The sequence below is a fragment of the Carnobacterium inhibens subsp. inhibens DSM 13024 genome, assembly GCF_000746825.1.
In the GTDB taxonomy this organism is placed as follows: Bacteria; Bacillota; Bacilli; order Lactobacillales; family Carnobacteriaceae; genus Carnobacterium_B; species Carnobacterium_B inhibens.
Genome location: NZ_JQIV01000006.1, coordinates 1,119,288 through 1,144,639 on the forward strand (window position 1 = coordinate 1,119,288; position 25,352 = coordinate 1,144,639).

Genomic DNA, 25,352 nt, shown 5'->3' on the forward strand with positions numbered 1-25,352 from the left:
CAACGGAACAATACCTATATCTTCATTACTTATATCGGTTTTTTTCTTTCGTTATTAAGTCTCTAATGAGGATGAAAACCAAAAAAATTCCCATTCATTGAATCTTAGAATGGGAATTTTTTTTTACGAGCAAGTATTTTTTCAAGCCGCGGTCGATTATATCGTTGAACTATTATAATAGGAATATTGAATAGTAAAGCGTAACTAACCATTACCCAGCCTGCCCAAGCTGGATTCCATAAAAAAAAGAGAAATGAAGGAAGAATTGAAAGCCAATGTGTCAATTCTGCTCTTTTTGTTTCGAGTATAAAGGTTTCTAAATAAGTCGTTTCTTTATGCTTTAACCTTCTTTTATAAAAACCACTTCCTAAAATACGAGAGCCTTCAGGAATGATCTTTGCATATTTCTTAACGTTAAAATGTGTTTGCCAAAATTGTCCTTCCGCTTCCCATTCTCTAGTCCGATAAAGAAAGTTAGTGGTTAGGAAAAAATGTTTCGGTAAATGCAACGTAAAAATAGAAATAGCTAAATGAAAAAAAAGCCATGCTGCACTATCAGTAATGATGGTCCAGAAAACGGATAATTCTATGAGCTGCATTGAGTTTTCCCTCCATTATACTTCTATATTACGCCCTCGCCACTTCACTCTATGAAAAACTTTTGTCAAAACAAGTGACCAAGCAAACAATCCAATAAAAAATAAAAATTGGAACGGATAGAGAACGAGTGCATAAAACTTAAAGTTTCCTACTCGTCTAGCTAGCCAATAAAACTGCATAAGATACAGGATACACAAAAGGCTAGTTGATAGTACTAAGTTAAAGTGGCCTATATTCAAAGCTCCTATTAAAGCAAAAACAGAGAAAAAACTTCCGCTGATCCAACTTGAAATGATTGATGTGACTAATGGATGAGTAGATTGCACAGCAGTTCCAAAGCTTTTTGTCCACCCTTCCACTAATGCTTTTATTCCTTCTGGATACATCTGGAAAGAAATGGTTTCTTTTCCGCTATAACAACGAACAGGAAATCCGTTTTTGTCGAATAACTCCCCTAATGCTAAATCATCCATGATTGCTCCTTGTATTTCTTTATGACCGCCAACATTAAAATAGTCTTCTCTTGTACACAAAATACATGGACCAAAAGATCCAGCTGCTTTAAGTTTATCCCCTATAGGTGTAAAAGTATTCATTCCAGCCATTAAAATAATATTAAAAACTGCAGATAAATTTTCATATAGGTGGGCTATTTTGTGATAAGGCTGAAAAGATAAAATGCCATTTTCACCAACCGATTGATAGGTGTTTAGTAAATGCTGTAAACTAAATTGATCATCAAAGTACGTATCTGCATCTAAAAAAAGCAACCAATCTCCATCGGACTTTTGGGCTCCACGCCAGCAAGCTGCGGATTTTCCGAGACCCTCCTCAGTACTGTTTCTTTCTATTACTTGAACGCCATAACGTTTAGCAATAGCAACCGTTTGATCTTTTGAATCATCATCGACTACTATTATTTCTACGTTATAGGTTGATTGTTCTTTTAATGAGTTTAGTAGTTTTGGTAAACGATTTGCTTCATTTCTAGCAGGTATAATAATCGATAACGTTTTCCCTTCACTTAGCCGTTTGTCTTTTTTTAATGCTAAAGGAATTTTCCAAAGCATCAGAAAGCCACTGACTAGTGCTATTCCTGTAAGAAAACAAAAAATAGTGATGATATTTTCTACTTCTAAAATAACCAACGCCTCCATTTACGAAGAAGGTTTATATCATTAGATTGATACGGAGGATATTGTTTCTGTATATTGAAAGGCAAGAGATTCTCATAATCCATCCTCAAATAACTAAAGGTATCCAAACTAGCCATCCCATGATAGCGTCCAAAACCACTAGCTCCGACCCCACCAAAAGGACTATGCGAGCTGACAGCATGTAAAATCACTTGATTTAAACTGAACGCTCCTGAACGCAATTCGCTTTTCAAAAACTGAATGGATTTTTTATCTTTACTAAACACATATACAGCTAGCGGATCAGGAAAAGATTTCAATTGATGAACTAAAGTTGCTAAATCAGTGTAAGGAATGACTGGCAAAATTGGACCGAATATTTCTTCTTGCAGAATTGAACTATCAACTGGGATATCTGTTAATAGTGTCGGTTCAATAAATCGATTAGCAGTGTCCGTGTGTCCACCATAATAGATTTTTCCTTGTTTCAAATAGCCCATTAATTTTTCAACTTGTTTATCATGAGCAATACGACCGAAACGTGAAGGGTGAATCGGTTGAGATCCATAAAATGCTTTAATTTGGTCAGCCGCTAGTTGAAGAAATTTAGCGTAAACAGATTCATGAACATACATCGTATCAGGAGCGATACAGGTTTGTCCTGCATTTAAAAATTTCCCCCAAATGATTCGCTGAACAACTGACGGAGTTAGATTCGTTTCGTCAACAATACAAGGATTCTTTCCCCCTAATTCGAGTACAATCGGAATTTGCTTTGCAGCTGCGGCTTCGTAAACAATTGAACCCACTTTTTTACTTCCAGTAAAAAAAATGAAATCCCATGGCAATTCTAATAAGTCACTAGCCACTGAGGCATCTCCGGTGACAACCACTAAATTATCCGGTGAAAAATAATTCTCAACTAATTCTGCTAATAACTTTGCTGTTGCAGGAGCATACTCAGAAGGTTTAATAAAACAACTATTCCCGGCAGCTATTGCCCCTATTGCAGGAAGAAGTGCTAGATGTAAAGGGTAATTCCAAGGACTAATAATCAATACCGATCCATAAGGGTGATGTTGAATACTTGTTTTGCTAAATGAACTTAATCTAACGTGACGTTTCCTTTTAGGTCTTTGCCACTTAGTTAGTTTACGTTTCATAAAGTCGATTTCTTGAAGCAATACAGCAATTTCAGAAACGTAAGCTTCTTCAGGTGACTTCCCTAAATCTTCATAAAGCGCATTCAGCAACTCATCTTGATTATTCTCTAACATTAACTTAAAAGTAGCCAATTGTTGTTTGCGGTAACGGATATCTGAAAGATTTGTTTCTGTCATCCTACTTTTTTGACGTTGTTGAATAATAAACCAGTTTATCTTTTGGTTATTGACTCTTGTTGTATCACTCATTTTCTTGGTCTCGTTGCACGATTTTATCTCTAACTTGTTGACCACTCATAGTAACCATCGGCATACCTCCACCTGGATTTACGGTTCCACCAACAAAATAAAGATTATCATATTTTTCACTGTGTTTAGCATGCTTAAATCCATGATTTTTTTTACGATTAGAAACGGTTCCATAAATTGAACCTTTATGCGATCCATAGGTTTTCTCAATATCATCCGGTGTCCACATATCTTCTGTCACAATATGTTGACGCAAATCTGTTAATCCCATTTTTTCTAATTTGGTTAAGACTCGTTCACGAAATTGCAGATAATCTTCTTGAGTAAAGGGTTTGTCTTGAATATATGGAATATGAGGCAATATTTTAATATTTTCATGTCCTGGTTTAGTTTGAGTTTCATCTGTTTTATTCACGTTTACTAAGTAAATAGTAGGATCTTCTGGAAGTTCATGTTTATTAAATACAGTATCAAAGTGATTAGCTGGATCAGCTGAGAAAAAGAAATTATGGTGAGCAAGCTGTGGATATTCTTTATTTACACCCAAATGCAAAACTAATCCAGAACTTGAAGGCTCAAATCTTTTTTCTAATTTTTCAATAAAGTCAGTTTCCTCGTTTAATAATTTTTTATAAGCTGGGATGACTTCCATATTTGAAACATAATAATCGGCCTTTTTTAGAGAGCCGTCCGCAAATTGTACACCATTAATTTGACTTTGATTATCTTTAACAAAAGAAGTAACGGCTTTACCTGTATTCAATTCTACGCCCAACTCGCCAGCCAGCTTAACGAGTCCCTCAGCGATTTTATGCATCCCCCCAGGAACATACCAAACGCCTTGAGCATGCTGCATATAAATCATCATATTTAATACCGCTGGGGCATCATATGGTGAAGAACCGACGTACTTGATAAAGTAAGCCAGCATGTCTCTGACTTTTTGATTGCTGATTCTTTTTTCAATAGCATCATACATAGATGAAAAATAATCAAAATCTTTCATCGAACCTATTAACCCATGCTCCCGAAAAATTTCTCCTGTTTTATCTAATCCCTTTTCAAAATAACCTTTTTCAGTTGCATCATATAATTTTTTAGCGTAAGACAAGAACTCTGTATATTCTTTCATATCCTTTTCACTTAACGCTTGATTTTCCCTAGCCATTTTATCTAAATCGCCATATAGGTCAATAACCGTACCATCTGGAAAGAAAGATCTCCATTGTTGATCTAATTGAATGATCGAAAGATAATCTTCCATCTTACGTCCACTGTCTGTAAATAGTTTTTCGAATACGTGAGGCATTGTTAAAATTGATGGGCCTAAATCAAAACCAAAACCATCTTGTTCTAAACAGTTTAACTTACCTCCAAGATGATTATTTTGTTCAAAAAGAGATACCTTATATCCACTCTGAGCTAGTGAAATAGCTACTGAAAGCCCACCTAATCCTCCGCCAATGACAATTACTGATTTTTTCTGAGATGACATATTCAAACACTCCTCATGTACTGTGTTCTCATTTATTGTATAAGAAAAGTCCCAGACTCAAGCATCGTGCTCATTCGTCAAGGACAATTCCTTATTTTATTGCTTGGTAAATACGCTGCATCTCCATTTTAGAAACATAATTGCGTTTTGTAAAACAATCGTACTTATTTTTTCGTACCGCATTTAACAGCCCTTTATAGACATTAGCTGATAATTCAACCGGTAAACGGCTATCTTCATCAAAATAACGATAGTCAGGTTGAACTTTATCATATAATTCTTCAGCACGTTGAGCTAATCTTTCCCAGATACGGATAAATTTATCAGTAACTTCTTTTTTCCCCAACTCTCGAACAGAATAATTTTCCTTTTCTAATTCTGAAACCGGGAGATACACACGTCCAATATTTTGAAAATCTTCGCCAACGTCTCTCAATATATTGGTCAGCTGCATGGCTACTCCTAGATCGATCGCTGTTTGAGTAAGATCTTTATTTGTTTCAGAAGCTAAAACAGGCAATAACATAAGCCCAACTGAGCCGGCTACATAAAAACAATACTTTTCTAATCCTGACATCGTTTCAGGCATGCTAAATTGCACATCCATTTTTTGACCAGTTAATTGATAATAAAACGGCTGAATATCCATATCGTATCGTTCAAACACATCTGCTAAAGCTCTCCAAGCAGGGTGATCAATTGGTTTTCCACTTTCAAATAAGGCCAATTCTTTTTCAAGTGCATCAACTGCAGCTAACTGTTCTTGGGTTGTTTCTGCTAAATCTACATCATCATCGGCCCGCCTGCAAAAGGCGTAAATAGCAAATATGGCTTGTGCCTTAGCCTTAGGCAAACGTGAGAAAGCATAATAAAAACTTTTGGAGTGCTGTTTAATAATGTTTTCACAGTACTGATAATCTTGTTTTATGGTTTCTTGTTTGTTTAATTCCATATTCCGACCCTCCTAACTTTTGATAATCTACTTTTTTTAAACCATCATGCTTTAACTCCACGATCATCTAACAATAATTCTTCTACAGCTATTTTGGCAGACAACAATACGATAGGAACTCCTGCTCCTGGATGGGTACTACTTCCGGCAAAATAAAGATTTTCACAATTCTTTGCTTTTGCTTGTGGACGAAAATGATTGCTTTGCAGCAAATTAGGTCTTAAACCAAAACAAGCCCCATTATACGCATTGAATTTTTCTTCAAAATCTAAAGGTGTCATATACGTTTCCGATACGATCTCATTTTCAACATTTTCAAAACCTTTTAATGTTTTAAGTGAATTTAAGACTTGCGAACGATAATACTGAACCGTTTCTTCATTCCATTCGTAATCTGCTGTTGATAGATCCGAAACTGGAACCAACAGATACAAACCTTCTTTGCCTTCTGGTGCCATAGATTGATCCATTTTTGAAGCCATATATAAATAGTAAGAAGGTTTATCTAATAATTTCCCATCAAAAATATCTTCAAGATTTTTATCTAGATCTTCTGTAAACACAAAATTATGCAATTGTTCAACCTGATCATATTTACGATCCATACCTAGGTACAGGATAAAACAAGAACAAGAATACTTCATACTGTCAATTTTTTTATCAGTATATTTGCCTTTTGCAGCTTTGTCTTGAACCAAATTTTTGATAGCATAAGGGAAATCCGCGTTACATAAAACAAAATCAGTTAGAACCTTTTTATTTTGCAGTTGGATTCCATAAGCTTTTTTATCTTGGATCAAAATACGTTCTACAGGCGTATTATAATTCACTTTTCCGCCTAATTCTAAAAATAAACGTTCCATTGACTTAGCCATTGTGTACATACCGCCTTTAATAAACCAAACACCGTAAAGGAATTCAATCATTGGAATGATCGAATAAAGAGAAGGTCCATTATTGGGTGAAACGCCTATATATAAAGTTTGAAAGCTCAACATTTGCTGCATTCGTTTATCCTTTACGAATTTACCGATAGAATGACTGGCAGTATCAAATGTTTTCAACTTCAGCGCTTGCTTGATCATAAATGGATTATAAAAATCTAACGCACTTCTGAAAGGTCGTTGCAAAAAGTGATCTTTTGCTACGATAAAACGTCCATAAATATCTTGCAAGTAACTTAAAAATCCTTTAGCATCTTCATCACTAAGATTTTCCAGTGAAGCTATCAATGTAACGAGATCTGAGGATACATCATATCTATCTTTTTCATCTGGGCCAAAGAAGGCAGAATACATAGGATCTAGTCTTGTCATAGGAATATAATCATCTGGATCTCTTCCCGCCAATTCGAAAACTTCTTTATAAATCTCCGGCATCATCACGAGGCTTGGACCTAGATCAAATGTATAACCATCTTTTTCAATACGATTCATTTTCCCACCTGGAATGGCTTCTTTTTCAAATAACTCTACTTCATATCCTTCATGTTGCAACCGAATAGCACTAGCTAAACCGGCTACACCAGCTCCAATAACGGCTACCTTTTTTGTCAAATAATCCCTCTTTTCTTCTCCAGCATCGCTAAAAAGATCTTATCCCCTAAATCAGTTTATTCACTGTCCTCTTCTAAATGATCAAATTCTCTATTTAATGCTTTTAATCCATTTAAGAAAGCATCATTATTGATGTCTGTCATATCACAATTAATGATCTCATTTAAGATTGCTTTTGAGATTGCTTTTTTTTCGTTCTGACTCTTTTCAGTCAATGTAACCACTACTGCACGCTTATCAATATCAGATGTTACTTTTTCGATCCATCCTTGAGTGGCTAAACGATTAAGAATTGGATTCATTGTTCCAATACTCATCCCAATACGGTCACTGATATTTTTTATAAAGACATGGTCTTCATCCCATAGGGCCAATAGTACAAGATACTGCGGAAATGTTAACCCAAATGGTTTTAATGCTCTTCCGTACATTCTTGAAAAACCATTTGAAGCTCTATATACTTCAAAACATAACTGTTCTTCTAAAGAGCGAACAAATACTGTTTCATCCATTTATCAACGCCAACCTTCTTAATCTGTAATAGATTTATTTTTATTCTCTTAACGTTAATACGCCGTCTTTCATAACATATACTTTGTCACAATGGTCAATCAATCGTTCATCATGGGTTACCATAATGGTTGCTTTTTTCTTATTTTTTGTTTCTCGTGCTAAAATTTCAACTACTTCAAATGCCTTTTCAGAATCCAGACTAGCCGTTGGTTCATCTGCTAAAATAACTGAAGGTTCATGATACAATGCACGAGCAATTGCTACACGTTGACGTTCCCCACCGGACAAATCACTTGGGTATTTATCTTTCAAATCATAAATCCCTAACTCATCTAATAGTTTTTTTTGTTTTTCTTTCTTCACTTTTGTTTTTTCAACTTTATTTACCAAATTAAGTTGATCTTTCACGGTCAAAAATGGAACTAAATTTGAAGCTTGCAAAATAAAGCCGATTTCTTTAAATCGTAATGCTGCACGTTCTTTTTCACTAACATCACTAAACGGTTTTTCATTGATTTCTACTGTTCCATTTGAAGGAGTTTGCAAGCCACCAATAATGGTCAGCAAGGTACTCTTTCCTGATCCACTAGGACCGATAATAGCAACAAATTCGCCCTCTTCTACAGAGAAACTAGTATTCTTTAGTGCTTCAATTTTTGTATGTCCTTCACCGAATGAACGGCTGACATTATCTAATTCAATTAATTTCATTTCTCATTCCTCCTATTATCCGATTGCTTCTAATGGATCGATTTTAACAACTGTTCGTACTGAGAATAAAGCTCCTAAAACAGCAACAATAATCAATAAGGCTGTTATACTAATGAAAAATACCCAGTTTGTGCTGTAAGGGACGGTTGCAGGCAATACGAAGGATGTAACCACAGTCAATAGTAAACCAATACCAACTCCAATAGCTGAAAGTAAGAATGTCTGAGCTACTACTGATTTAGCAATATAGCCTGAAGATATCCCTTGAGCTTTCATCACACCAAACATGCTTGTTTTTTGTAGCGTTAATACATATATAAAGATACCGATAACAACTGCTGCAATAACGATCAAGAATCCAATCATCAATCCAAAGGTTAATACTTGTGCACTGTATCCTGGAATATTGTTGATATAGTCGCCAATAGAGTATGATACTAGATCTTCTGAATCTCCAACTATTTCGTCAAGATCTTCAGTTGAATCTCTTACTACGACTGCACTGATTCGTCCATCTTCAGAATCATCAGCAGCCTCAAAACGAACTTCTTGATAAGAAGCGATCGTTGTATACAAAACAGGAGCTACATTAAACTTAGCATTTTCTGTAAAACCTACCACTTCTACTTCTTTATCACTCCCAGCAAGTTGGACTGTGTCGCCCAGTTCAATGCCTTCTTCTTCTTTCAAACTGATATCTGCAACTACTTCATCATCATTTTCAAAAGGCTTACCTTCTATTACTTCCGGCATAATAAACTCATCAGGATCAATCCCAAAAAAAGTTACATTCGTTTTAGCGTCTTCTCCAGTTTCGCCTTCTTTACGAATAACGCTTGAAGCCAAACCAAGTAATGCTGTTTCATCTGCGGAAATATCTTCTGTTTCTCCAATCGTCATCATAGACATATTGATATTTTGGTTGGACTCATCTGTTAAAACAATAGCATCTGCTTCCCATTTATCAACACTTGTACGATTATCTTGCGCTAAACCGTAAGCTAAACCTGTTAAAAAATACACTAGATAAGATACTAAAACCATAACCCCAATAATTAATGCAAATCTTGTTTTTGAATGTTTAATCTCTTTCCATGCTAAAAACATTTTATCTCCTCCTATGTATGCAATATTCGTTACATACTTTAACAATTTCAATTAATACATCTTACACGATATACATTACAGAGAACACTTTACAAAGTAAAGCTTTTTGACTTACACTTCTTAAATTTATTTTATTCATTAACTAAATGACAAAAAATCTTGCTAACTCTCTTATTAGTTGATTACAATAGAAAAGACATCTGTTAACAAAAGGTTTATACAAAAAGGAGATTATTATGGAACAAGTAGAACAAGCTTTTTATTTTATAAATAACGATCTAAAATCCACAGCCGATGCTAGGGTTTTTAGCCAGTTGGATGGAAAAAACATTTACGAAGTGATACGTGTCCAACAAAGTATTCCTCTTTTTTTAGAAGACCATTTGGATCGATTTAAAAAGTCAGCTGCTGCGACCGGTTTGAATTTAACAGATTTTGATAAAGCATTAACTGACCGTATTTACCAGTTGATATCTGTTAATCAAGTTAGCGATCAAAATATTAAAATGATTTTAAATCAATCGGCCGGGCTGTTAATTTTCTTCACTCGTTCTATTTATCCGCCCAAAGATTATTATATAAATGGTATGCACACAACGCTATTAAAGCTCGAACGACCTGATCCAAATATTAAAGTTTTGAGAACAGAATATCAGCAAGTTGTTTTAGATGAACGGGAAAAACAACACGCTTACGAAGTTTTACTTGTTGACCAACAAGATCATGTAACAGAAGGCAGTCGTTCAAATTTATTTATTGTCCATAACAAAAAAATCTACACTTCTCCTGCTAACGATGTTTTACTTGGGATCGTTAGAAAAAAAACTTTGATGTTGTGTGGCACATTAGGAATTGATGTAATAGAAGAAACCATACCGGTCAAAAAACTAAATGAGATTAATGGCGCTTTTATTACAGGGACGGGAAACAATATTTTACCTATTCGTTCAATTGGAGATAGGGTCTTAAACTCTACGTCCGACCCCGTTATTCAAGCTTTAATGATTGAATATGATCGACTGGTTGAAACCTATATCAAAGAACACAAACTTACTCGATAGTCTTCCATAAATTCAAGTTAAATTTGCTTATTGCTCTACCAATGATAAAAATGATAAAACGCTATAATTAATTTAGCCCTGAGCGCAATTTGCGTTCAGGGCTTTTTTATGTGACTCGTTCTGCTTTTAGTTGTTGAACTTTTTTTATTACTTTAAAGACTGTATCAATCGTAAAAATAGCTAAAGCAATCATTCCTGCAATTTGAATCGTGTTTTGAAGATGTTCTTGAGCTGTATTAGTATTGCCCTGGATAAATTCATAAACGGTCAAATACATACCTGACCCTGGAACTAGAGGAAAAAAACCAGGTAAAAAGAAGATGGTTACAGGAACTTTAAAAATACGCGAATAAATATGTGACAGGATAGAAATCACCAAACCTGAAATATAAGTAGCCGAAACAGATCCAAATGGTTCCAGACATACGAGATAGATTCCCCATCCTACAGCTCCCACAGAAGCTGCTGTAAAGACGTATCTTTTAGGTGATTCTAAAATAACAGCAGCTGAAACTACTGCTAAGAAGGCACCAATAATCTGACTAATCAAAAGATTGCACCCCCAATAAGAATTAATCCGATTGCAACACCTAAAGCAATAGACAACGCAATAACAAAAGCTTCTAAGGCCTTAGCTCCACCAGACATGTAATCTCCTTGTAGCGTATCTCGAATGGCATTTGTAATTGCTGTTCCGGGTACCAATGGCATAATAGTTCCTATAATAACTAAGTTGATACTCAGAGTAGAAAAGACAAATGCTTGCATCAAACCTGCAACTACCGATATAACGGCAGAAGATAAAACATTACGCACAAAAGGCCCCATATCCAACTTTTTTTCTCCTTTTAATACAAGTGCCAAAAAACCGCCGTTGATTCCAGCAGCTATGATTTCAAAAATACCCCCGCCTAACAATAAAGCAAATGAAGCCGCTAAAGCAGAAATAGCGAAATCTTTATACAGTTGCTTATACTGTTCTCCGCCTATTTTTTGTAGAGCTTCATAAGCTTCTGAAAGCTTAATTTCTTTGCTCGTCAACTGCCGTGAGATAGTATTTACATTAGCAATTTTATTTAAATTTGTGTCTCGCGAATTTATCCGTTTAACAATTGTAATAGGATCTTCAATACTAGGATCATCTAACGTTGCTACTAAGCCAGTGGCAATTGCGAAGGCTTCAGTCGTTTCAAATTTGGACGTTTTTAAAATATGGTTCATTGTATCTTCTACACGATACGTTTCAGCATTGCTTTCCAACATAATTTTCCCTGCAAGAATAGCCACATCCATTAGTGTTTTATAATCCATATCGTGTCCCTTATCTTTTTCCACTTAGCTGTCACCCCCAATTTAGTCCTATATTTCATTCCCATTTTTAATTTAGTATAGCATATTTTTTATTATCCCCAAGAACCTTTATAGTCCTAGTTTTTAGGTAATTGAACGCAAACGCAAAAAACAGAGCAAGAAATCTCGCTCTGTTTTTTGCGTTTGCGCTGTTAAAATGAATTGTACTGTTTAAGATAATGAGGAATAACCTAATTCGTTTCACTTAAAACTTTGCGAACATTGCTCATCTCTTTAGCCAATTTTTGATAGGTTGGAATAATTTTTTGATATTTTTCTACTATAGGTTGATTTGGTTGCATCCATATTTTCGATTCGGTTATGCCTTCTACCAACACTCTATTTTCTTGCAGCAAAGTTTGTTCAGCAGTTTCTTCGCTATCTTTCCCAATCAAGACTGCACCTAGACAAGAGCTTTCAAAACTGGTCGGCTGTTGCATTGGCCTGCCAAATATATCTGCAATCATTTGTTTCCATAAAGGAGAGTTTAAAAAACCACCAGTTACCTTGATTGTTTTAGAAAGTCCTCCTACTTCCTGAATGATTTGCCAGACATCATGCAGGTTAAATAATACGCCTTCCATTGCAGCACGAACCATGTGACCAGTCGTATGGTGAGCTGCTAAACCGATGTAACTACCTGTTGCTTGGGATTCCCACAACGGTGCGCGTTCGCCATTTAAATAAGGTAAGAAGTACAATCCTTCTGCTCCAGGCTGAATGATTTCAGCCAATCGATTAAGTTGTTCTAATCTTGTTTCTACGCCGTTATCTACTAAAAGACTTCCTTCTGGGTAAAGCACCGCAGTAAGCCAAGCCATTACGTTCCCGCCGTTATTGACAGCACCTCCGATTACCCAACGTCCCTTAGATAGATAATAACAAAATGTTCTGCCCTCAGTATCTAAAACAATATGATTGGTGACCATTCGAATGGCTCCACTAGTACCAATGGTGATTGCTGTCTCGCCCGGATTCATTGCTCCTACTCCAAGGTTAGATAAACACCCATCGCTTGCTCCAATAACTAAGTCCGTTGCTGCACTAATACTCATTTCGTCTGCATACTTTTCTTGGATCGCTGGCCATCTATATGTAACGTCTACAGGTTCAGATAAAATAGATGCTTCTATTCCAAACAGCTTTAGAATATCTTGATCCCATGCTAATTCATGGATATTAAATAACCCTGTAGCTGAAGCAAGTGAGTAATCAATTTTATATTCGCCAGTTAATTGATAGAGAATGTATTCTTTTATACCAATAATTTTTTTAGCTTTTTTTAAAATAGCAGGATGGTATTCCTTTAACCAGATGATCTTGCTAAGTGGCGTCATGGAATGAATAGGCGTACCTGTTTTTTGGTACAATGCTTTCCAGTCTGTATTGGCTTTTAACTGTGTAACTAATTCAGTTGAACGGTTATCTGCCCACGTTAGACAATTTGTTAAAAGTTCATTTTTTTCGTCTATAACGATTACACTGTGCATAGCACTGGAGAAAGAAATAAAATCAACTTTCTCTTTAATACTAGTATCTTTTTCCATTAATGTTCGAATAACCGATAGTACAGCCTGAAAAATGGCCTTTGGGTCTTGTTCTGCCATCCCAGGTTCAGTTTGAATAATGTCATATCCAACATATGTACTATCTACTACTTGAAGATCTTCTTGGTACAAAACGGCTTTCGTACTTGTAGTACCAATATCAACTCCAATGGTATACCTTTGCTGATTTATCATTTCTTAATCCTCCTTGCTTTGAACCGAATATTCTTCGAATTCATTGCACAATGATGCGACTATTTTTTCTCAAAAAAAATCTTAAGTTGTTGCGTTAAAACGGACTATTAACGATTGTGCAATTACAGGAACAGGCAATTGAAGAGCCTTTACAACGGTCCATTGTCTTTCTCAAAAGCCGATTGAGTCCATTCCATTAATCAACTTCAGATAACTGAACTATTACTATTGTTCCCTTCCTTTTGCTACATTCGTTAAATCATACTCATAGTTAGAATGATACAACACATCAAATCCTTCTGCAATCGATTTCATCACACCCCATAAATTGCTGATTTGAAGTCGCTAAATGTCCTGCTAACTTCATTCCATTTTTCCTGATCCAATCCTCCTCTTCTATACTGATTCTTCCCCCATTAGTAAAAATGCTTTCGTTAGTTAATTCTCAGTAAAAAAGCAAGAAAAGGGAACAAGTTCCACATTTTCTTGCCATACTTTATTATACCTAGTTAACTTAATTCTGGCCAGAATCCTTTATTGGCTACGATTAAATCATCCAATACATTTTTAGCAACTTCCGCACTTGGAATTATTTTTGAAAGTGTTAAAGCTTGCCATAATGTTTGATAACTTCCAGTAATGTAAGCTTCTACTACTAATTTTTCTACTGTTACTTGTTGATGCATCAAAGCTTTTTCAAAAGCTGGAATTTTCCCTTGAGCTAATGGTTCTGGACCATCGCTGCCTACGATACAAGGTACTTCTACCATTGCGTCATCATCAAAGTTTGCAATGGCACCATTATTTTCTACGATCATCAACATTCTTTCATGTGTATTGAATGCAATGGCACGTGCTAAATCAACAATAAACGATGCATGACTGTCAATTGTAAATCCACTGTTTTCAGCAGTACCTTTTTCAACAATTTTTTTAGCTGCCGTGAAGACTGTTTTCTCTCTGCCGTCCATTACTTCATTCGCACGTGAATACGTACAGCTTGAATGGTTTACTTCATAGTCTGGAAACAAGTAGTATTTTAAATACGTATTTGGTAAATATCTAGGATTAACTGCTAATAAATCTTTAGCTTTTTTATGCGTTTCTTGCCAGCTTTGATCCATATGCTGTGTATCAACTTCAACTTTTGTTAAATAACCATTCTCAGCAACATATTCGCGAATTTGCGGCAAATATTCATGTCCTTCTTTATCTTTAACACTTGTCCACCAGCCAAAGTGGTTTAGTCCAAAGTAACGAACTTCTAAGTCTTTTGGTTCTTTATCAATGATCTGAGACATTCTTCTTAACGTACCTACTGGCATGTCGCAAATATTCAATACTTTAGCGTTTGGGCGCATCACGCGGCAAGCTTCAGCCACAATTGCAGCTGGATTAGAATAGTTTAACATCCAGCAGTCAGGAGAATATTTTTCCATGTAGTCAATAATTTCCATCATGCCACCAATACTTCTCATCCCATAAGCGATTCCGCCTGGTCCGCAAGTTTCTTGTCCAACTACACCATGATTTAATGGAATTTTTTCATCTTGTTCACGCATAGCGTATTTTCCAACACGAATATGAGCCATACAAAAATCAACATCCGTAAATGCGGTTTCTGGATCAGTGGTATAAGAAAAATCAATATCAGGAGCTTGTTCTTTCAATAAGATTTCTAAAGCTTCTCCTAGGATCGCTTGCCGTTCTCCATCATTGTCATATAGTTTTAACGTCCGAATTGGAAAACGGTCGATATTATCCAACATCATCATAACGATTCCTGGCGTAAACGTACTTCCGCCTCCTGCAATCACAATTGAGAATTTTTTCATTTTTAATTACTTCCTTTCAGTTTATCCAATTTTATTCTTCTTCTGATTCTCTTCCTAGATACTGATCGACAGCTTTTCTGACGCTATTCACTTGCAAACCATATACGACTTGTACATTGTGATCTTTAATGATTACTCCGCTTGCTCCAGTGTCATTTTTTAACGCTAACTCATCGACTTTATCCGGCTTGTCTAAAGTTAACCTCAAACGGGTATAACAATTGGTTACCGTATTGATATTGTCTGGCCCGCCAAGAGCTGCAACGATCGTGCTGGCTAAACTAGTCTCTGCTTGGGGTTGAGCTTCATTAGTAGTTGCTTTTTTACCTTTGCTTTCATTGTATTCACTCTTAGAATAGAGTTTTGTTTCTTGACCAGTCTCTTCACGCCCAATGGTTTTATACTTAAATTTAGTAATCAAGAAACGGAATGTGAAGTAATAAATAACAAAGAATACCAGTCCGACTAAGATATACATTGGCCAGCCTGTTTTTTCAATTCCTAGTGGTACATTGTACAATAAGAAATCGATAAAGCCGTTGGGTCCGATAGCTCTTACACTTAATAAATTTAAAACAACCATGCTCAGTCCACTTAATACCGCATGAACCACAAATAGCAACGGTGCTACAAACATAAATGAAAATTCGATTGGCTCTGTCACACCCGCTACAAATGAAGTAACGACTGCTGGGATCAAAATAGCTTTTGCTTTCCCTTTATTTTCTGGGCTGGCTGTATGATACATAGCTAAACATGCCCCGATTAGTCCAAACATTTTAGAAATTCCACGTGCGTCCCAGATAACACTTGGAGACAAGATACTAACTGAAGGATCTGCAATTTCTGCAAAGTAGATATTTCTAGCTCCTTCAAAAAGTTGTCCTCCAACTTCTTGGATGCCACCTAATGAGGTATACAAGAAAGGTGTGTAAACTAAGTGATGCAATCCTGTTGGAATCAATAAGCGCTCCAATGTTCCATATAGGAAGATACCGAAGTTTCCACTTTGATTGATCAATGTTCCTAAACTATTGATGCCGCTTTGGAAGAACGGCCAAATGTACGTAAATGCAATTGCCAATAAAACCACTACTGGAATCAACATGATGAATACGAATCGTGTTCCGCCATAAATTTGAAAAGCATTGTTAAATTCTTTTTCACAGAATTTATTGTGTACGATTGCTGTTACAATTCCTAAAATAATACCAAGAAAAACACCCATATCGAGTACTTGGACGCCTAATACCATTGTTTGTCCAGTACCTTGTAACGATTCTCCTTCAAACAGTATTCCACTAAGCTCCATAAATTTGTTCATTGCGTTAATAAAAACTAAATAACCCAATACAGCAGTAAATCCTGCCTCTGATTTTTTCTTCTTAGCTAAACCAACTGCTAACCCCATACAAAAAACTAAACCAAGGTTACTTAAAATTGAAACCAATGATCCAGATAAAATTGCGCCAAACCCCATCGTAATAGGATTATTCAAAAAGGGAACGGTTTCAATCAACTTTGCATTTGTGAATAAATTCCCGATCGCAATCAGAATCCCTGCAATTGGTAAAATTAATACTGGTATAAACATGGCTTTTGAAAACCGCTGCATACCATCCATCAATTTCTCTTTCATATTTTTACCTCCCACTTTTATTGTTTCATTTCTTTTGATAATGCTAGTTTATCTTGAAAGCGATTTATTGTATACGATTTTGGGTATATAAAAAACGTGTTTCGCTTTTTTGAAACACGTTTCGGTCTATTGATTGATTTTTTGTTGCATATCATCAAGATACGTTTTAAAAATGAATTCTACTAACATTAGTAATCTAGGGAAGAAACTATTGGGCAGCATATTTCGGTCATCCAATTTGTTGTTATCAATAATTTTAAAGTTCAAATCAGATATTTCTGCTGCTCGATTTGTGGTTTCTTTTGTAAAGGTGACTGTAAAAATGTTTTGTTCTTTTGCTACAAGTAATTTATCAATAACCAGCTGTGTTTCGCCAGATTTTGAAATGACAATAAGAGCTCCGATATCTTCCAAATTATTTTCAAAAACACCAATTGAATCTGTTCCAGTAGCAATGATTGTTTTCTTACCTAATACCAATAATTTCTTATACAAATACTCCGCTGCTATTGCAGAAAATCCCGTTGCATAAATAAAAAGGTATTTTTGTTTCAAATACAAAACTTGCTGAATAAACTGTTCAATATCTTCTCTGCTGTTCTCTTTAAAAAAGTCTTCCTGACTAATACGTAAAAAGTCTTCATCATTATCTGCTTGGCTACCTTCTACTTTCTTGACCATTGGAAGAATCTGATAATATAAATCAATAAATCCTGTGTAGCCAAGTTTCTTAGCTAAGCGGATAATGGTAGAAGGTGATGTGTAGTTATCTTTTGCTACGCCACGCACCCCTTTTTCTAAAATATCATCAATGTGTTCAATAATGTAATGGACAATTTTTTCATCTAGCTCTGATAAGTTTTTTCCCTGAATTAATTTACTAATATCATTCACTTCTATTCACTCCTATTAGCTGAGGCTGTCAACTATTTTTAATAGTATTGAGCTATGATCTTGCACTTACCTTATATTCTACTGATGCAGGATGAACGCTATTTTATCTAGTCAAATAAATCCCTATTTGATTCCAGCAGCATTTAATAATCCGACAAATGGAATAAGACCTGTTTTGTTTCATTTCATATAGACTAATTTTTTTCTATTCTTATTAAGTTTAGTTTACCTTTATTCCTTAAAACCAGCAATTCCAACTTTCAATAGTTTAGTAAAAAAATAAAAAGTCATCCTATGATCTGTTTGATAAAGTCTTTACATTAGCTTCTTTTGAGTTTCTTTGTTACACTAATAGATGTAAGGGTTTTAAAAAATGTATTCTAATTTAATTAGAATTCGTTTATTTTAACCACTATTCACGTTAGTTGAAAGGGGAAAATATTTATGAAAATCAATGCTACTTTAAGAACAGAGGTCGGATCTTCAGCAGCAAACCGCGACAGAAGAGAAAAGAAAGTTACAGCTGTTATCAATGGTAAGGGTCTTGAGAGCACCCCAGTACTATTAGACGGTAAAGACTTGGATAACGTTTTAAAAACTTTAGGTAAAAATGCTATCTTTGATGTTGCCGTTCCAAATGGTGAAAGTCATCAAGTTATTATTAAAGAAATTCAAAGTGCAACTTTAGTAAATCAAATTTTAGATGTTGAATTACAAGTTGTTAAAAAAGGTGAAAAATTAGTAGTTACTGTTCCAATTAGTGTAGTAAATGCTGAAAATGTTAAACGAGGCATTGTTTCTCAAACTTTAAACGAATTAGAAATTGAAACTCTTCCAACAAATATCCCAACTGAATTCACTGTTGATGCTGGTGAATTAGAAATTGGAGATGCATTAACGGTTTCTGATATTAAAGTTGATAAAGATATCACTGTATTAAGTGATGCTGAACAATCTGTTGTTAGTGTTTTACCACCATCAGTTGAAGAACCAGAAACTACAGAAGAAGCTTCAGAACCTAGTCTAGTTGGAGAAACTGAAGAAGTATAATTTAATAAACATCCAGCGACCTCTTTTATCTTTTGCTTAATGGCATTAGATAGAAGAGGTTTTTTATTTATTTCATGTCACAAACCAATATTATTGGATAGTAGCCGGATAGTTCAGTTTTCTTGCATTTAGTACCAAAGATTCTACTGTAGAGACCTGTTAGTTCAGTCTTCTTAGCTAAATTTGCAGCAAGAATGGTGAATAATGATTGAGCTAATAAATATTTACTAACGAAATTAAGGAAAGATTATGGTAAACTTTTGTTATTAGGAATTCACAAGGAGCATACAATTATGGACAAAGCCTATTTAGATAAATTTTATAAAAAAAGCCTCACTGAAAGAATGGATGCTCTTGTAGACGCAAATATCCTCTCTTCTGATGACTTGCTTCTAAACGAAGGTCTGCTTTTATCAGATGAACTTGCTGACAATATGATTGAAAATTACTTAATTACTTACCAACTTCCATTAGGAGCCGCTTTAAATTTTTTAATTGATGGAAAAGATTATGTTGTTCCGATGGCAATCGAAGAACCTTCTGTTATTGCAGCAGCCAGTGCCGGAGCAAAAATTATCGCTCAAGCTGGCGGATTCAAAACAACTATTTCAGAACGGATTATGATTGGGCAAGTAGCCTTAAAAAACATTCCTGATATCTCTCTTGCCAAAATCAACTTGACTAACCATAAGAAAGATATTCTCAAAAAAGCCAACGCCGCTCACCCTTCTATCGTTAATCGTGGCGGAGGAGCAAAAGATCTTTCAATTCGCGTTATTGAGCAGGATGAAGAAGCCGCAACACCTGAATTTTTAATCGTGCATATACACATAGCGACTATGGAGGCAATGGGAGCTAATATCATTAATACAATGATGGAAGGCATTACGGGGTATCTTGAAACTTTGACCGGTGGTACCGCTTTGATGAGCATTCTTTCTAACTATGCAACGGAGTGTTTGGCAACAGCTACTTGTCAGATTTCAGTTGATTTGCTAAAAAGAAACGATTTTTCGGGCGAAGACATACGCGACCGTTTAATTGAAGCCGGACAACTAGCTTATGTTGACCCTTACCGTGCAGTTACTCATAATAAAGGCATCATGAATGGTATCGATGCTGTTGTTTTAGCTTCTGGAAATGACTGGCGGGCTATTTCTGCTGGAGTTCATGCTTATGCCTCACGCAGTGGACAGTATCGTGCTCTTTCTTCTTGGAAAAAAGCTGAGAACGGTGATTTGATTGGTGAATTGACGTTGCCTTTGCCTGTAGGATCAGTTGGCGGTTCGATTTCGATTCATCCTGCTGCTCAGTTCAGCAAACGCTTGTTAGGATACCAATCGGCCAAAGAATTAGAAGCGGTGATTGTTTCAGTTGGATTGGCTCAAAACTTTTCAGCACTTAAAGCATTAGTGACTGAAGGAATCCAAAAAGGACATATGGGCTTGCAAGCTCGCTCTTTAGCCATCAGTGCAGGAGCTACTGGAAAAGCCATTGAACAAGTCTCAGAACAATTAAAACACGCTAAGAACATGAACTTAGCAACTGCAAAAGAATTGCTTCAAGAAATTTTATCTTTAGAAGAGTAAAAACGTTTAGAGTTCATTCCAACTCTTGATCTCACTTCACTAGAACACAAAAAACTTACGCTCACTTTCGATGAAGGATATCATCAGAAATGAGCGTAAGTTTTTTGATAGGAATTTATACTTCCTACTGTTAGTTAGCTTTATTTACATATTGACGCATGTTGTCTTTTATACCAGCTAAATAAATAGCTGCTGTATCTTTTGTCGCATCAAATTCTACTGTAGATCCATCAACTGGAACGGTTTCTTGGAAAACAGCTTCATACTCTTCAATAGAGACCTCTGTTCTAGCAGCAAACAATTCAGCATGACTTTTTGCTTGCAGATATTCGCGGTAGTTTGGTTGCAAAATACCTGTAAAGAATTCGCCTACTGCACCTGATCCGTAACTATACAACCCAATTCGAGCACCATCTTTTAACTGGTCACTTTGTTCAAGTAAAGAAACTAAGCTCAGATACAGTGAACCAGTATAGATATTTCCAACATTGCGGTTATACATTGTGCTTGATTTGTAGTTAGCCAATAATCGTTCTTGATCAGCTTCATCTGCTTCTTCTAATACTGTTCTCAAAGCTTTAAGTCCCATTTTAGTGTACGGCAAATGGAAACAGATGGCTTCGAAATCATTTAAACCTAAATCAGATTTAGCTTTGTATTGTTCCCAAACTGTATTGAAAAAGTGAATGTATTGTTCATTTGAAAATTTGCCGTCAACAAAGGCTTTGTCTGAATAAACAGGACGCCAAAAGTCCATAATATCCGCAGTTAGATAGGCACTTTTATCTTCTAATGCCAATATCTTAGGATCTGCACTGATAACCATAGCAACAGCACCGGCTCCTTGAGTAGACTCTCCTGAAGTATTTAATCCATAACGTGCAATATCAGAACCTAATACTAAAACTTTGCTTTCTGGATTTAAGGCAATATGACCTTTTGCCATTTGAATCCCTGCAGTAGCTCCGTAACAAGCTTGTTTGACTTCGATCGATCGAGCATTCGGGTTTAAGCCCAATAACTGATGGACATAGACAGCTGCAGATTTAGAATTATCAATACCTGACTCTGTACCAAAAATAACGAAATCGATTTTTTCTTTGTCTTCATCATCTAGAATCGTTAAAGCTGCATTGGCTGCTAACGTTACTGGATCTTGTGTAATAGGAGCAACTGCCATCTTTTCTTGACCAATACCAATGGTGAATTTTTCTGGTTCTACATTTCTAGCTACCGCCAATTTATTCATGTCCACATATAAATGCGGTGCATAAAAACCAATCTTGTCTACTCCAATTTTCAAAGAAAGGACCCCTTTTTTATTTAATGACTTCTCTTATACAACTGTAAGTTCAGTGTATACCTGCCTAATGGCCTCTTCTACTAAGCTTTCTAATAAATCATAATTTATTCCCAATAAAAAAACAACTCTTTGCACTAAATCTAAAGAGAAGCTTAATAAAATAATTTGTCTCAAAGTGAAGTACACCAATTTATTTTTTTATCTTAATTTTTCTATCGCTTCTTTAATAGCTGTTAGTTTATCTATTTCTTTTTTTAATACGTCTAACGGATCATGTCCACATGGGTATTCAATTGCTGTATTGATATCGCTTGGAAATGCTTTAAGTACTTCTGCTATAGAAATATCGCCTTCATTTAACAGGGTCATTTCTAATGTACCTGCTTTGATATCTTTCAAATGGACATACGTTACATTGGTTTTTAAAAGCTTTGCGTTTTTAACTGGATCTTCATGAACATACATGAAATTCCCAGTATCAAATGTTAGAGAAACAGCTGCCCCTTTTTCAATTAATTGAATACTTATTTGGTTTAGTTTATCCGCTGTGGAATAACTTTCCTGACCATTTTCAATCGTAAAATGATTGATTTCGTATTCATTTAATACATTATTTAAAGTCACAACATCTTCTGTCGAAACTTCTTTAACGTATCCAGCTCCAAATTTCAAATGTTTAGCCCCTAACGCATACGCTTCTTTTGCATATAATCTTAGTTCTGTCTCTGTCATCATTTGATCTGTATAAAGCAATTCTGGAACAGAATACAACAATTCAAAACCGTATTTTTTTGCTGCTTCATTAAGGTCTTTAAATTCAGACTCCTCTTTGATGTAATCTCTTCTAATTTCTATTTTTTTTATCGCTAATTGAGAGAGACCTTCAAAAAAATCTAATTGTCTCTTTCCTTCTTTAACTAATTCATCAAAAACCAACATATTTACTACAATTGTTTCAGTTGTCATTTTTATCCTCCTTAATAAATCCATCTACATTATTCCTATTCAAAATAAAAATGGCAATCCATTAAGAATAGATTACCATTTTTATCTTATTTATTCTTATCAACTTTTTTAAGACGTTCCGTTTTTACTTGATTTCCGTTTTATCCGGAACATCAAATTCACCTTTTTCAATTAAATCTTTATACCAAAAGGCTGATTTCTTTAATGAACGGTCTCGGTTATTGTCTAAATCGATTCTAACCAAGCCATACCGGTTTTTAAATGCATTCATAGGAGATACACAATCTGTAAAGGCCCAAAGCATATAGCCTTTGCAATTTGATCCTGCTTCAGTAACTTCTATTAAACTATTCAAATGTTCTGTAATGAACTCAATGCGGTAATCGTCTTGCACGACTCCATTACTATCCATAAATCGTTCTTCTTCTTCAATACCCATTCCATTTTCTGTGACCATCCATGGAATATTGCCATACTCATTTTTTATGCGCATCCCAAAATCAACCATCATTTGAGGATAAATTTCCCATCCTCTTGATTTGTTCATTTTGCGTCCAGGCAATTCAAAATGATCATAATAATACGCTGGGTGGAATGGAGTTTGTTCATTCCATTGATGACTTGGTGCCTTCACACGATTAGGGTAATACAAATTGATCCCTAGATAATCTACAGTATTTTGTGCAATAATATCCAGTTCGTCTTTTGTATAGTCAAATAGGATATCGTGCTTTTCTAAAAGCGGGAACAATTCTTCAGGGTAAGTTCCTTTAACCAACGGATCTAAATAAATTCGATTGAAAAATAGATCATACATTTCTGCTGCTTTTTTATCTGCTTCTGAGGAAGATCTTGGATAGGTTACTTCTGGATTAAGGACAACACCGATCTGTCCATCGTAGTTATTTCTATGGTACACTTCAACAACTTTTGCTGTTGCCAAAACTTTATGGTAATTCCATTGCATCCATTTTTTAGTATTTTGCTCATGTGGATAACGGATAGCATCTAAGTAGGTCCGTGTTTGGATAACCACTGGTTCATTAAATGTAAACCAATATTTCACGCGGTCTGCATAACGATCAAATACAATTTCCGCATATTGCGTAAACAATTCTACAACTTTTTTAGAACTCCAACCCTCATACTTATCTAGCAAATAAGTAGGAAGTTCATAATGTTCTAAACAAAGCATAGGTACAACCCCTGCTTCAATCAAACTGTCTACAAAACGGTCAATGAATGAAGCGTAGTCTTCATCTACTTCTAACGTTTCATAGTTCGTAAAGAATCTCGACCAATTGATAGACGTTCTAAAATGAGTTAAGCCAATTTCTTTCATTAAATCAATATCATCTTGGTAACGTTCATAAAAATTTGTTGCAACACCGGGTCCATACCCTTCATGCCAGACATGGCGTTCGTTTTTATACCATGTATCAAGATACGAATCTTGTCCTTCTTTTTTGCCTTTCCATCCTTCTGTTTGCCATGCTGAAGACCCAGCACCGATAATAAAATTCTCTGGAATAGTTTTTTTCAATTTATACGCTCCTTCATTTACATTTTCATCTAAAAACCGATAGTCATCTAATTTAAAATGATAAGTATTATTCTTCGAGCTTACTAGACAATAAAAAGTCATAAAATAAAGTTTTATGACTTTTTATGAACACATATGAACTTACATTTAGTCGATTGCTACTCCTGCAAGTTTTTTGTATACGTCTACAACTTCAGATGCTAGATCTTTAAATGTAATAGCATTCATCAAATGATCTTGGCTGTGCACAGCTAATAAAGAAACTGTCATTGCTTCACCAGAAGCTTCTTGTGTTAACAAACTCGTTTGAGCATGATGAGCTTCAACTAATGATTTATCTGACGATTCCAATTTTTCAGCTGCTAATGCAAAATCATCTTTTTTTGCAGCATGAATAGCTTCCATTGCATCACTTTTAGCATTTCCTCCATGAATAATCAAACCCATGATTGTTTCTATATCTATTGCTTGTCCCACTTCAAAACTTCCTTTCCATAACCGTAACTAATTATTTCATTAATTCAAGAGCTTGGTTTAATACATTTTCACCGTTCATTTTACCGTAATCTTGCATGTTGATAATATCTAAAGGAATATTCTTGTCAGCTAATTTCTTTTCAAATTGGCCTTTCATAAATCGAACTTGAGGTCCTAATAACAGAACGTCGATGTTTTTACTTGCAATGTGTTTATCAGCTTCTGCTGCAGATACTGCGAAAATTTCTGTATCCATTTCACGAGCTTTTGAAGCTGCTTGCATTTTAGTCACCAATAAACTTGTACTCATACCTGCTGAACATACTAACATAATTGTTTTTTCTGCCATTATTTATCACTCCAATGTTTTATTTGCTTTACACTTATTATATTGCAATAAGCGTGCCAACTTTTATAAATG

The 25,352-nt window shown here is 35.3% G+C and carries 23 protein-coding genes; 3 read left to right on the forward strand and 20 right to left on the reverse strand.

Features of this window, described 5'->3' with window-relative positions:
• Positions 1-104 precede the first annotated feature (104 nt).
• From BR65_RS06470 to BR65_RS06510, 9 genes are all read right to left on the reverse strand, one after another.
• Positions 105-599 carry a glycosyl-4,4'-diaponeurosporenoate acyltransferase CrtO family protein gene (locus tag BR65_RS06470; protein ID WP_023178925.1) on the reverse strand — a complete coding sequence of 165 codons (495 nt, stop codon included), beginning with the start codon at positions 597-599 and terminating at the stop codon, positions 105-107.
• 15 nt (positions 600-614) lie between these two features.
• On the reverse strand, positions 615-1,670 hold the full coding sequence (locus BR65_RS06475; RefSeq protein ID WP_244877153.1) for a glycosyltransferase family 2 protein: 1,056 nt from the start codon (positions 1,668-1,670) through the stop codon (positions 615-617).
• 65 nt (positions 1,671-1,735) lie between these two features.
• Positions 1,736-3,148, reverse strand: a complete 1,413-nt coding sequence (locus BR65_RS06480; protein ID WP_034537388.1) for an aldehyde dehydrogenase family protein — start codon at positions 3,146-3,148, stop codon at positions 1,736-1,738.
• Positions 3,141-4,643 (reverse strand): phytoene desaturase family protein, encoded by a 1,503-nt coding sequence (locus BR65_RS06485; RefSeq protein ID WP_034537390.1) that lies wholly within the window; start codon positions 4,641-4,643, stop codon positions 3,141-3,143. The genes BR65_RS06480 and BR65_RS06485 overlap by 8 nt, the downstream gene beginning before the upstream one ends.
• Before the next feature lie 91 nt (positions 4,644-4,734).
• Complete coding sequence (locus BR65_RS06490; RefSeq protein ID WP_023178929.1) at positions 4,735-5,595, reverse strand: phytoene/squalene synthase family protein; 861 nt, start codon at positions 5,593-5,595, stop codon at positions 4,735-4,737.
• Positions 5,596-5,639: 44 nt separating this feature from the next.
• Positions 5,640-7,151, reverse strand: a complete 1,512-nt coding sequence (locus tag BR65_RS06495) for a phytoene desaturase family protein (protein ID WP_023178930.1) — start codon at positions 7,149-7,151, stop codon at positions 5,640-5,642.
• A gap of 56 nt (positions 7,152-7,207) precedes the next feature.
• Positions 7,208-7,663: a MarR family winged helix-turn-helix transcriptional regulator gene (locus BR65_RS06500; RefSeq protein WP_034537392.1), complete on the reverse strand. Its 456-nt coding sequence runs from the start codon at positions 7,661-7,663 to the stop codon at positions 7,208-7,210.
• Positions 7,664-7,703: 40 nt separating this feature from the next.
• The gene (locus BR65_RS06505) at positions 7,704-8,375 is read right to left on the reverse strand and encodes an ABC transporter ATP-binding protein (protein WP_034537393.1); all 672 of its coding nucleotides are present in this window, start codon (positions 8,373-8,375) and stop codon (positions 7,704-7,706) included.
• Between the two features lie 15 nt (positions 8,376-8,390).
• Complete coding sequence (locus BR65_RS06510; RefSeq protein WP_034537394.1) at positions 8,391-9,482, reverse strand: ABC transporter permease; 1,092 nt, start codon at positions 9,480-9,482, stop codon at positions 8,391-8,393.
• Positions 9,483-9,718: 236 nt separating this feature from the next.
• Between BR65_RS06510 and BR65_RS06515 the strand changes: the two genes are divergently transcribed.
• A complete protein-coding gene (locus BR65_RS06515) occupies positions 9,719-10,543 on the forward strand; it encodes an aminotransferase class IV (protein WP_034537398.1) in 825 nt (274 codons plus the stop codon).
• Positions 10,544-10,649: 106 nt separating this feature from the next.
• Here BR65_RS06515 and BR65_RS06520 read toward each other — a convergent pair whose 3' ends face one another.
• The 6 genes from BR65_RS06520 to BR65_RS06545 all read right to left on the reverse strand — a co-directional run bounded on the left by BR65_RS06520 (position 10,650) and on the right by BR65_RS06545 (position 18,003).
• On the reverse strand, positions 10,650-11,093 hold the full coding sequence (locus tag BR65_RS06520; protein WP_034537400.1) for a threonine/serine exporter family protein: 444 nt from the start codon (positions 11,091-11,093) through the stop codon (positions 10,650-10,652).
• Entirely contained in the window at positions 11,090-11,878 is a 789-nt protein-coding gene (locus BR65_RS06525) for a threonine/serine exporter family protein (protein ID WP_023178938.1), read from the reverse strand. Before BR65_RS06525 ends, BR65_RS06520 begins: the two co-directional genes overlap by 4 nt.
• 206 nt (positions 11,879-12,084) lie before the next feature.
• The gene (locus BR65_RS06530) at positions 12,085-13,635 is read right to left on the reverse strand and encodes a gluconokinase (protein ID WP_023178940.1); all 1,551 of its coding nucleotides are present in this window, start codon (positions 13,633-13,635) and stop codon (positions 12,085-12,087) included.
• A 509-nt stretch (positions 13,636-14,144) separates the two neighbouring features.
• Positions 14,145-15,470, reverse strand: a complete 1,326-nt coding sequence (locus BR65_RS06535) for a 6-phospho-alpha-glucosidase (protein ID WP_023178943.1) — start codon at positions 15,468-15,470, stop codon at positions 14,145-14,147.
• 31 nt (positions 15,471-15,501) lie between these two features.
• On the reverse strand, positions 15,502-17,109 hold the full coding sequence (locus BR65_RS06540) for a PTS transporter subunit EIIC (protein ID WP_034537401.1): 1,608 nt from the start codon (positions 17,107-17,109) through the stop codon (positions 15,502-15,504).
• A gap of 126 nt (positions 17,110-17,235) precedes the next feature.
• On the reverse strand, positions 17,236-18,003 hold the full coding sequence (locus BR65_RS06545; RefSeq protein ID WP_023178946.1) for a MurR/RpiR family transcriptional regulator: 768 nt from the start codon (positions 18,001-18,003) through the stop codon (positions 17,236-17,238).
• A 444-nt stretch (positions 18,004-18,447) separates the two neighbouring features.
• Between BR65_RS06545 and BR65_RS06550 the strand changes: the two genes are divergently transcribed.
• Both BR65_RS06550 and BR65_RS06555 read left to right on the forward strand, forming a co-directional pair.
• Complete coding sequence (locus tag BR65_RS06550; protein ID WP_023178948.1) at positions 18,448-19,053, forward strand: 50S ribosomal protein L25; 606 nt, start codon at positions 18,448-18,450, stop codon at positions 19,051-19,053.
• Between the two features lie 293 nt (positions 19,054-19,346).
• Positions 19,347-20,642 carry a hydroxymethylglutaryl-CoA reductase, degradative gene (locus BR65_RS06555; protein WP_034537402.1) on the forward strand — a complete coding sequence of 432 codons (1,296 nt, stop codon included), beginning with the start codon at positions 19,347-19,349 and terminating at the stop codon, positions 20,640-20,642.
• A 130-nt stretch (positions 20,643-20,772) separates the two neighbouring features.
• Here BR65_RS06555 and BR65_RS06560 read toward each other — a convergent pair whose 3' ends face one another.
• The 5 genes from BR65_RS06560 to BR65_RS06580 form a co-directional block, all read right to left on the reverse strand.
• Positions 20,773-21,945 (reverse strand): hydroxymethylglutaryl-CoA synthase, encoded by a 1,173-nt coding sequence (locus BR65_RS06560; RefSeq protein WP_034537405.1) that lies wholly within the window; start codon positions 21,943-21,945, stop codon positions 20,773-20,775.
• 198 nt (positions 21,946-22,143) lie between these two features.
• On the reverse strand, positions 22,144-22,911 hold the full coding sequence (locus tag BR65_RS06565) for a sugar phosphate isomerase/epimerase family protein (RefSeq protein ID WP_034537406.1): 768 nt from the start codon (positions 22,909-22,911) through the stop codon (positions 22,144-22,146).
• 124 nt (positions 22,912-23,035) lie between these two features.
• Positions 23,036-24,454 (reverse strand): glycoside hydrolase family 1 protein, encoded by a 1,419-nt coding sequence (locus BR65_RS06570; protein WP_023178954.1) that lies wholly within the window; start codon positions 24,452-24,454, stop codon positions 23,036-23,038.
• 147 nt (positions 24,455-24,601) lie between these two features.
• Complete coding sequence (locus BR65_RS06575; RefSeq protein ID WP_285836196.1) at positions 24,602-24,901, reverse strand: PTS lactose/cellobiose transporter subunit IIA; 300 nt, start codon at positions 24,899-24,901, stop codon at positions 24,602-24,604.
• A gap of 61 nt (positions 24,902-24,962) precedes the next feature.
• Positions 24,963-25,280, reverse strand: coding sequence for a PTS sugar transporter subunit IIB (locus BR65_RS06580; protein WP_023178958.1), 318 nt, complete (start codon positions 25,278-25,280; stop codon positions 24,963-24,965).
• Positions 25,281-25,352: the final 72 nt, after the last annotated feature.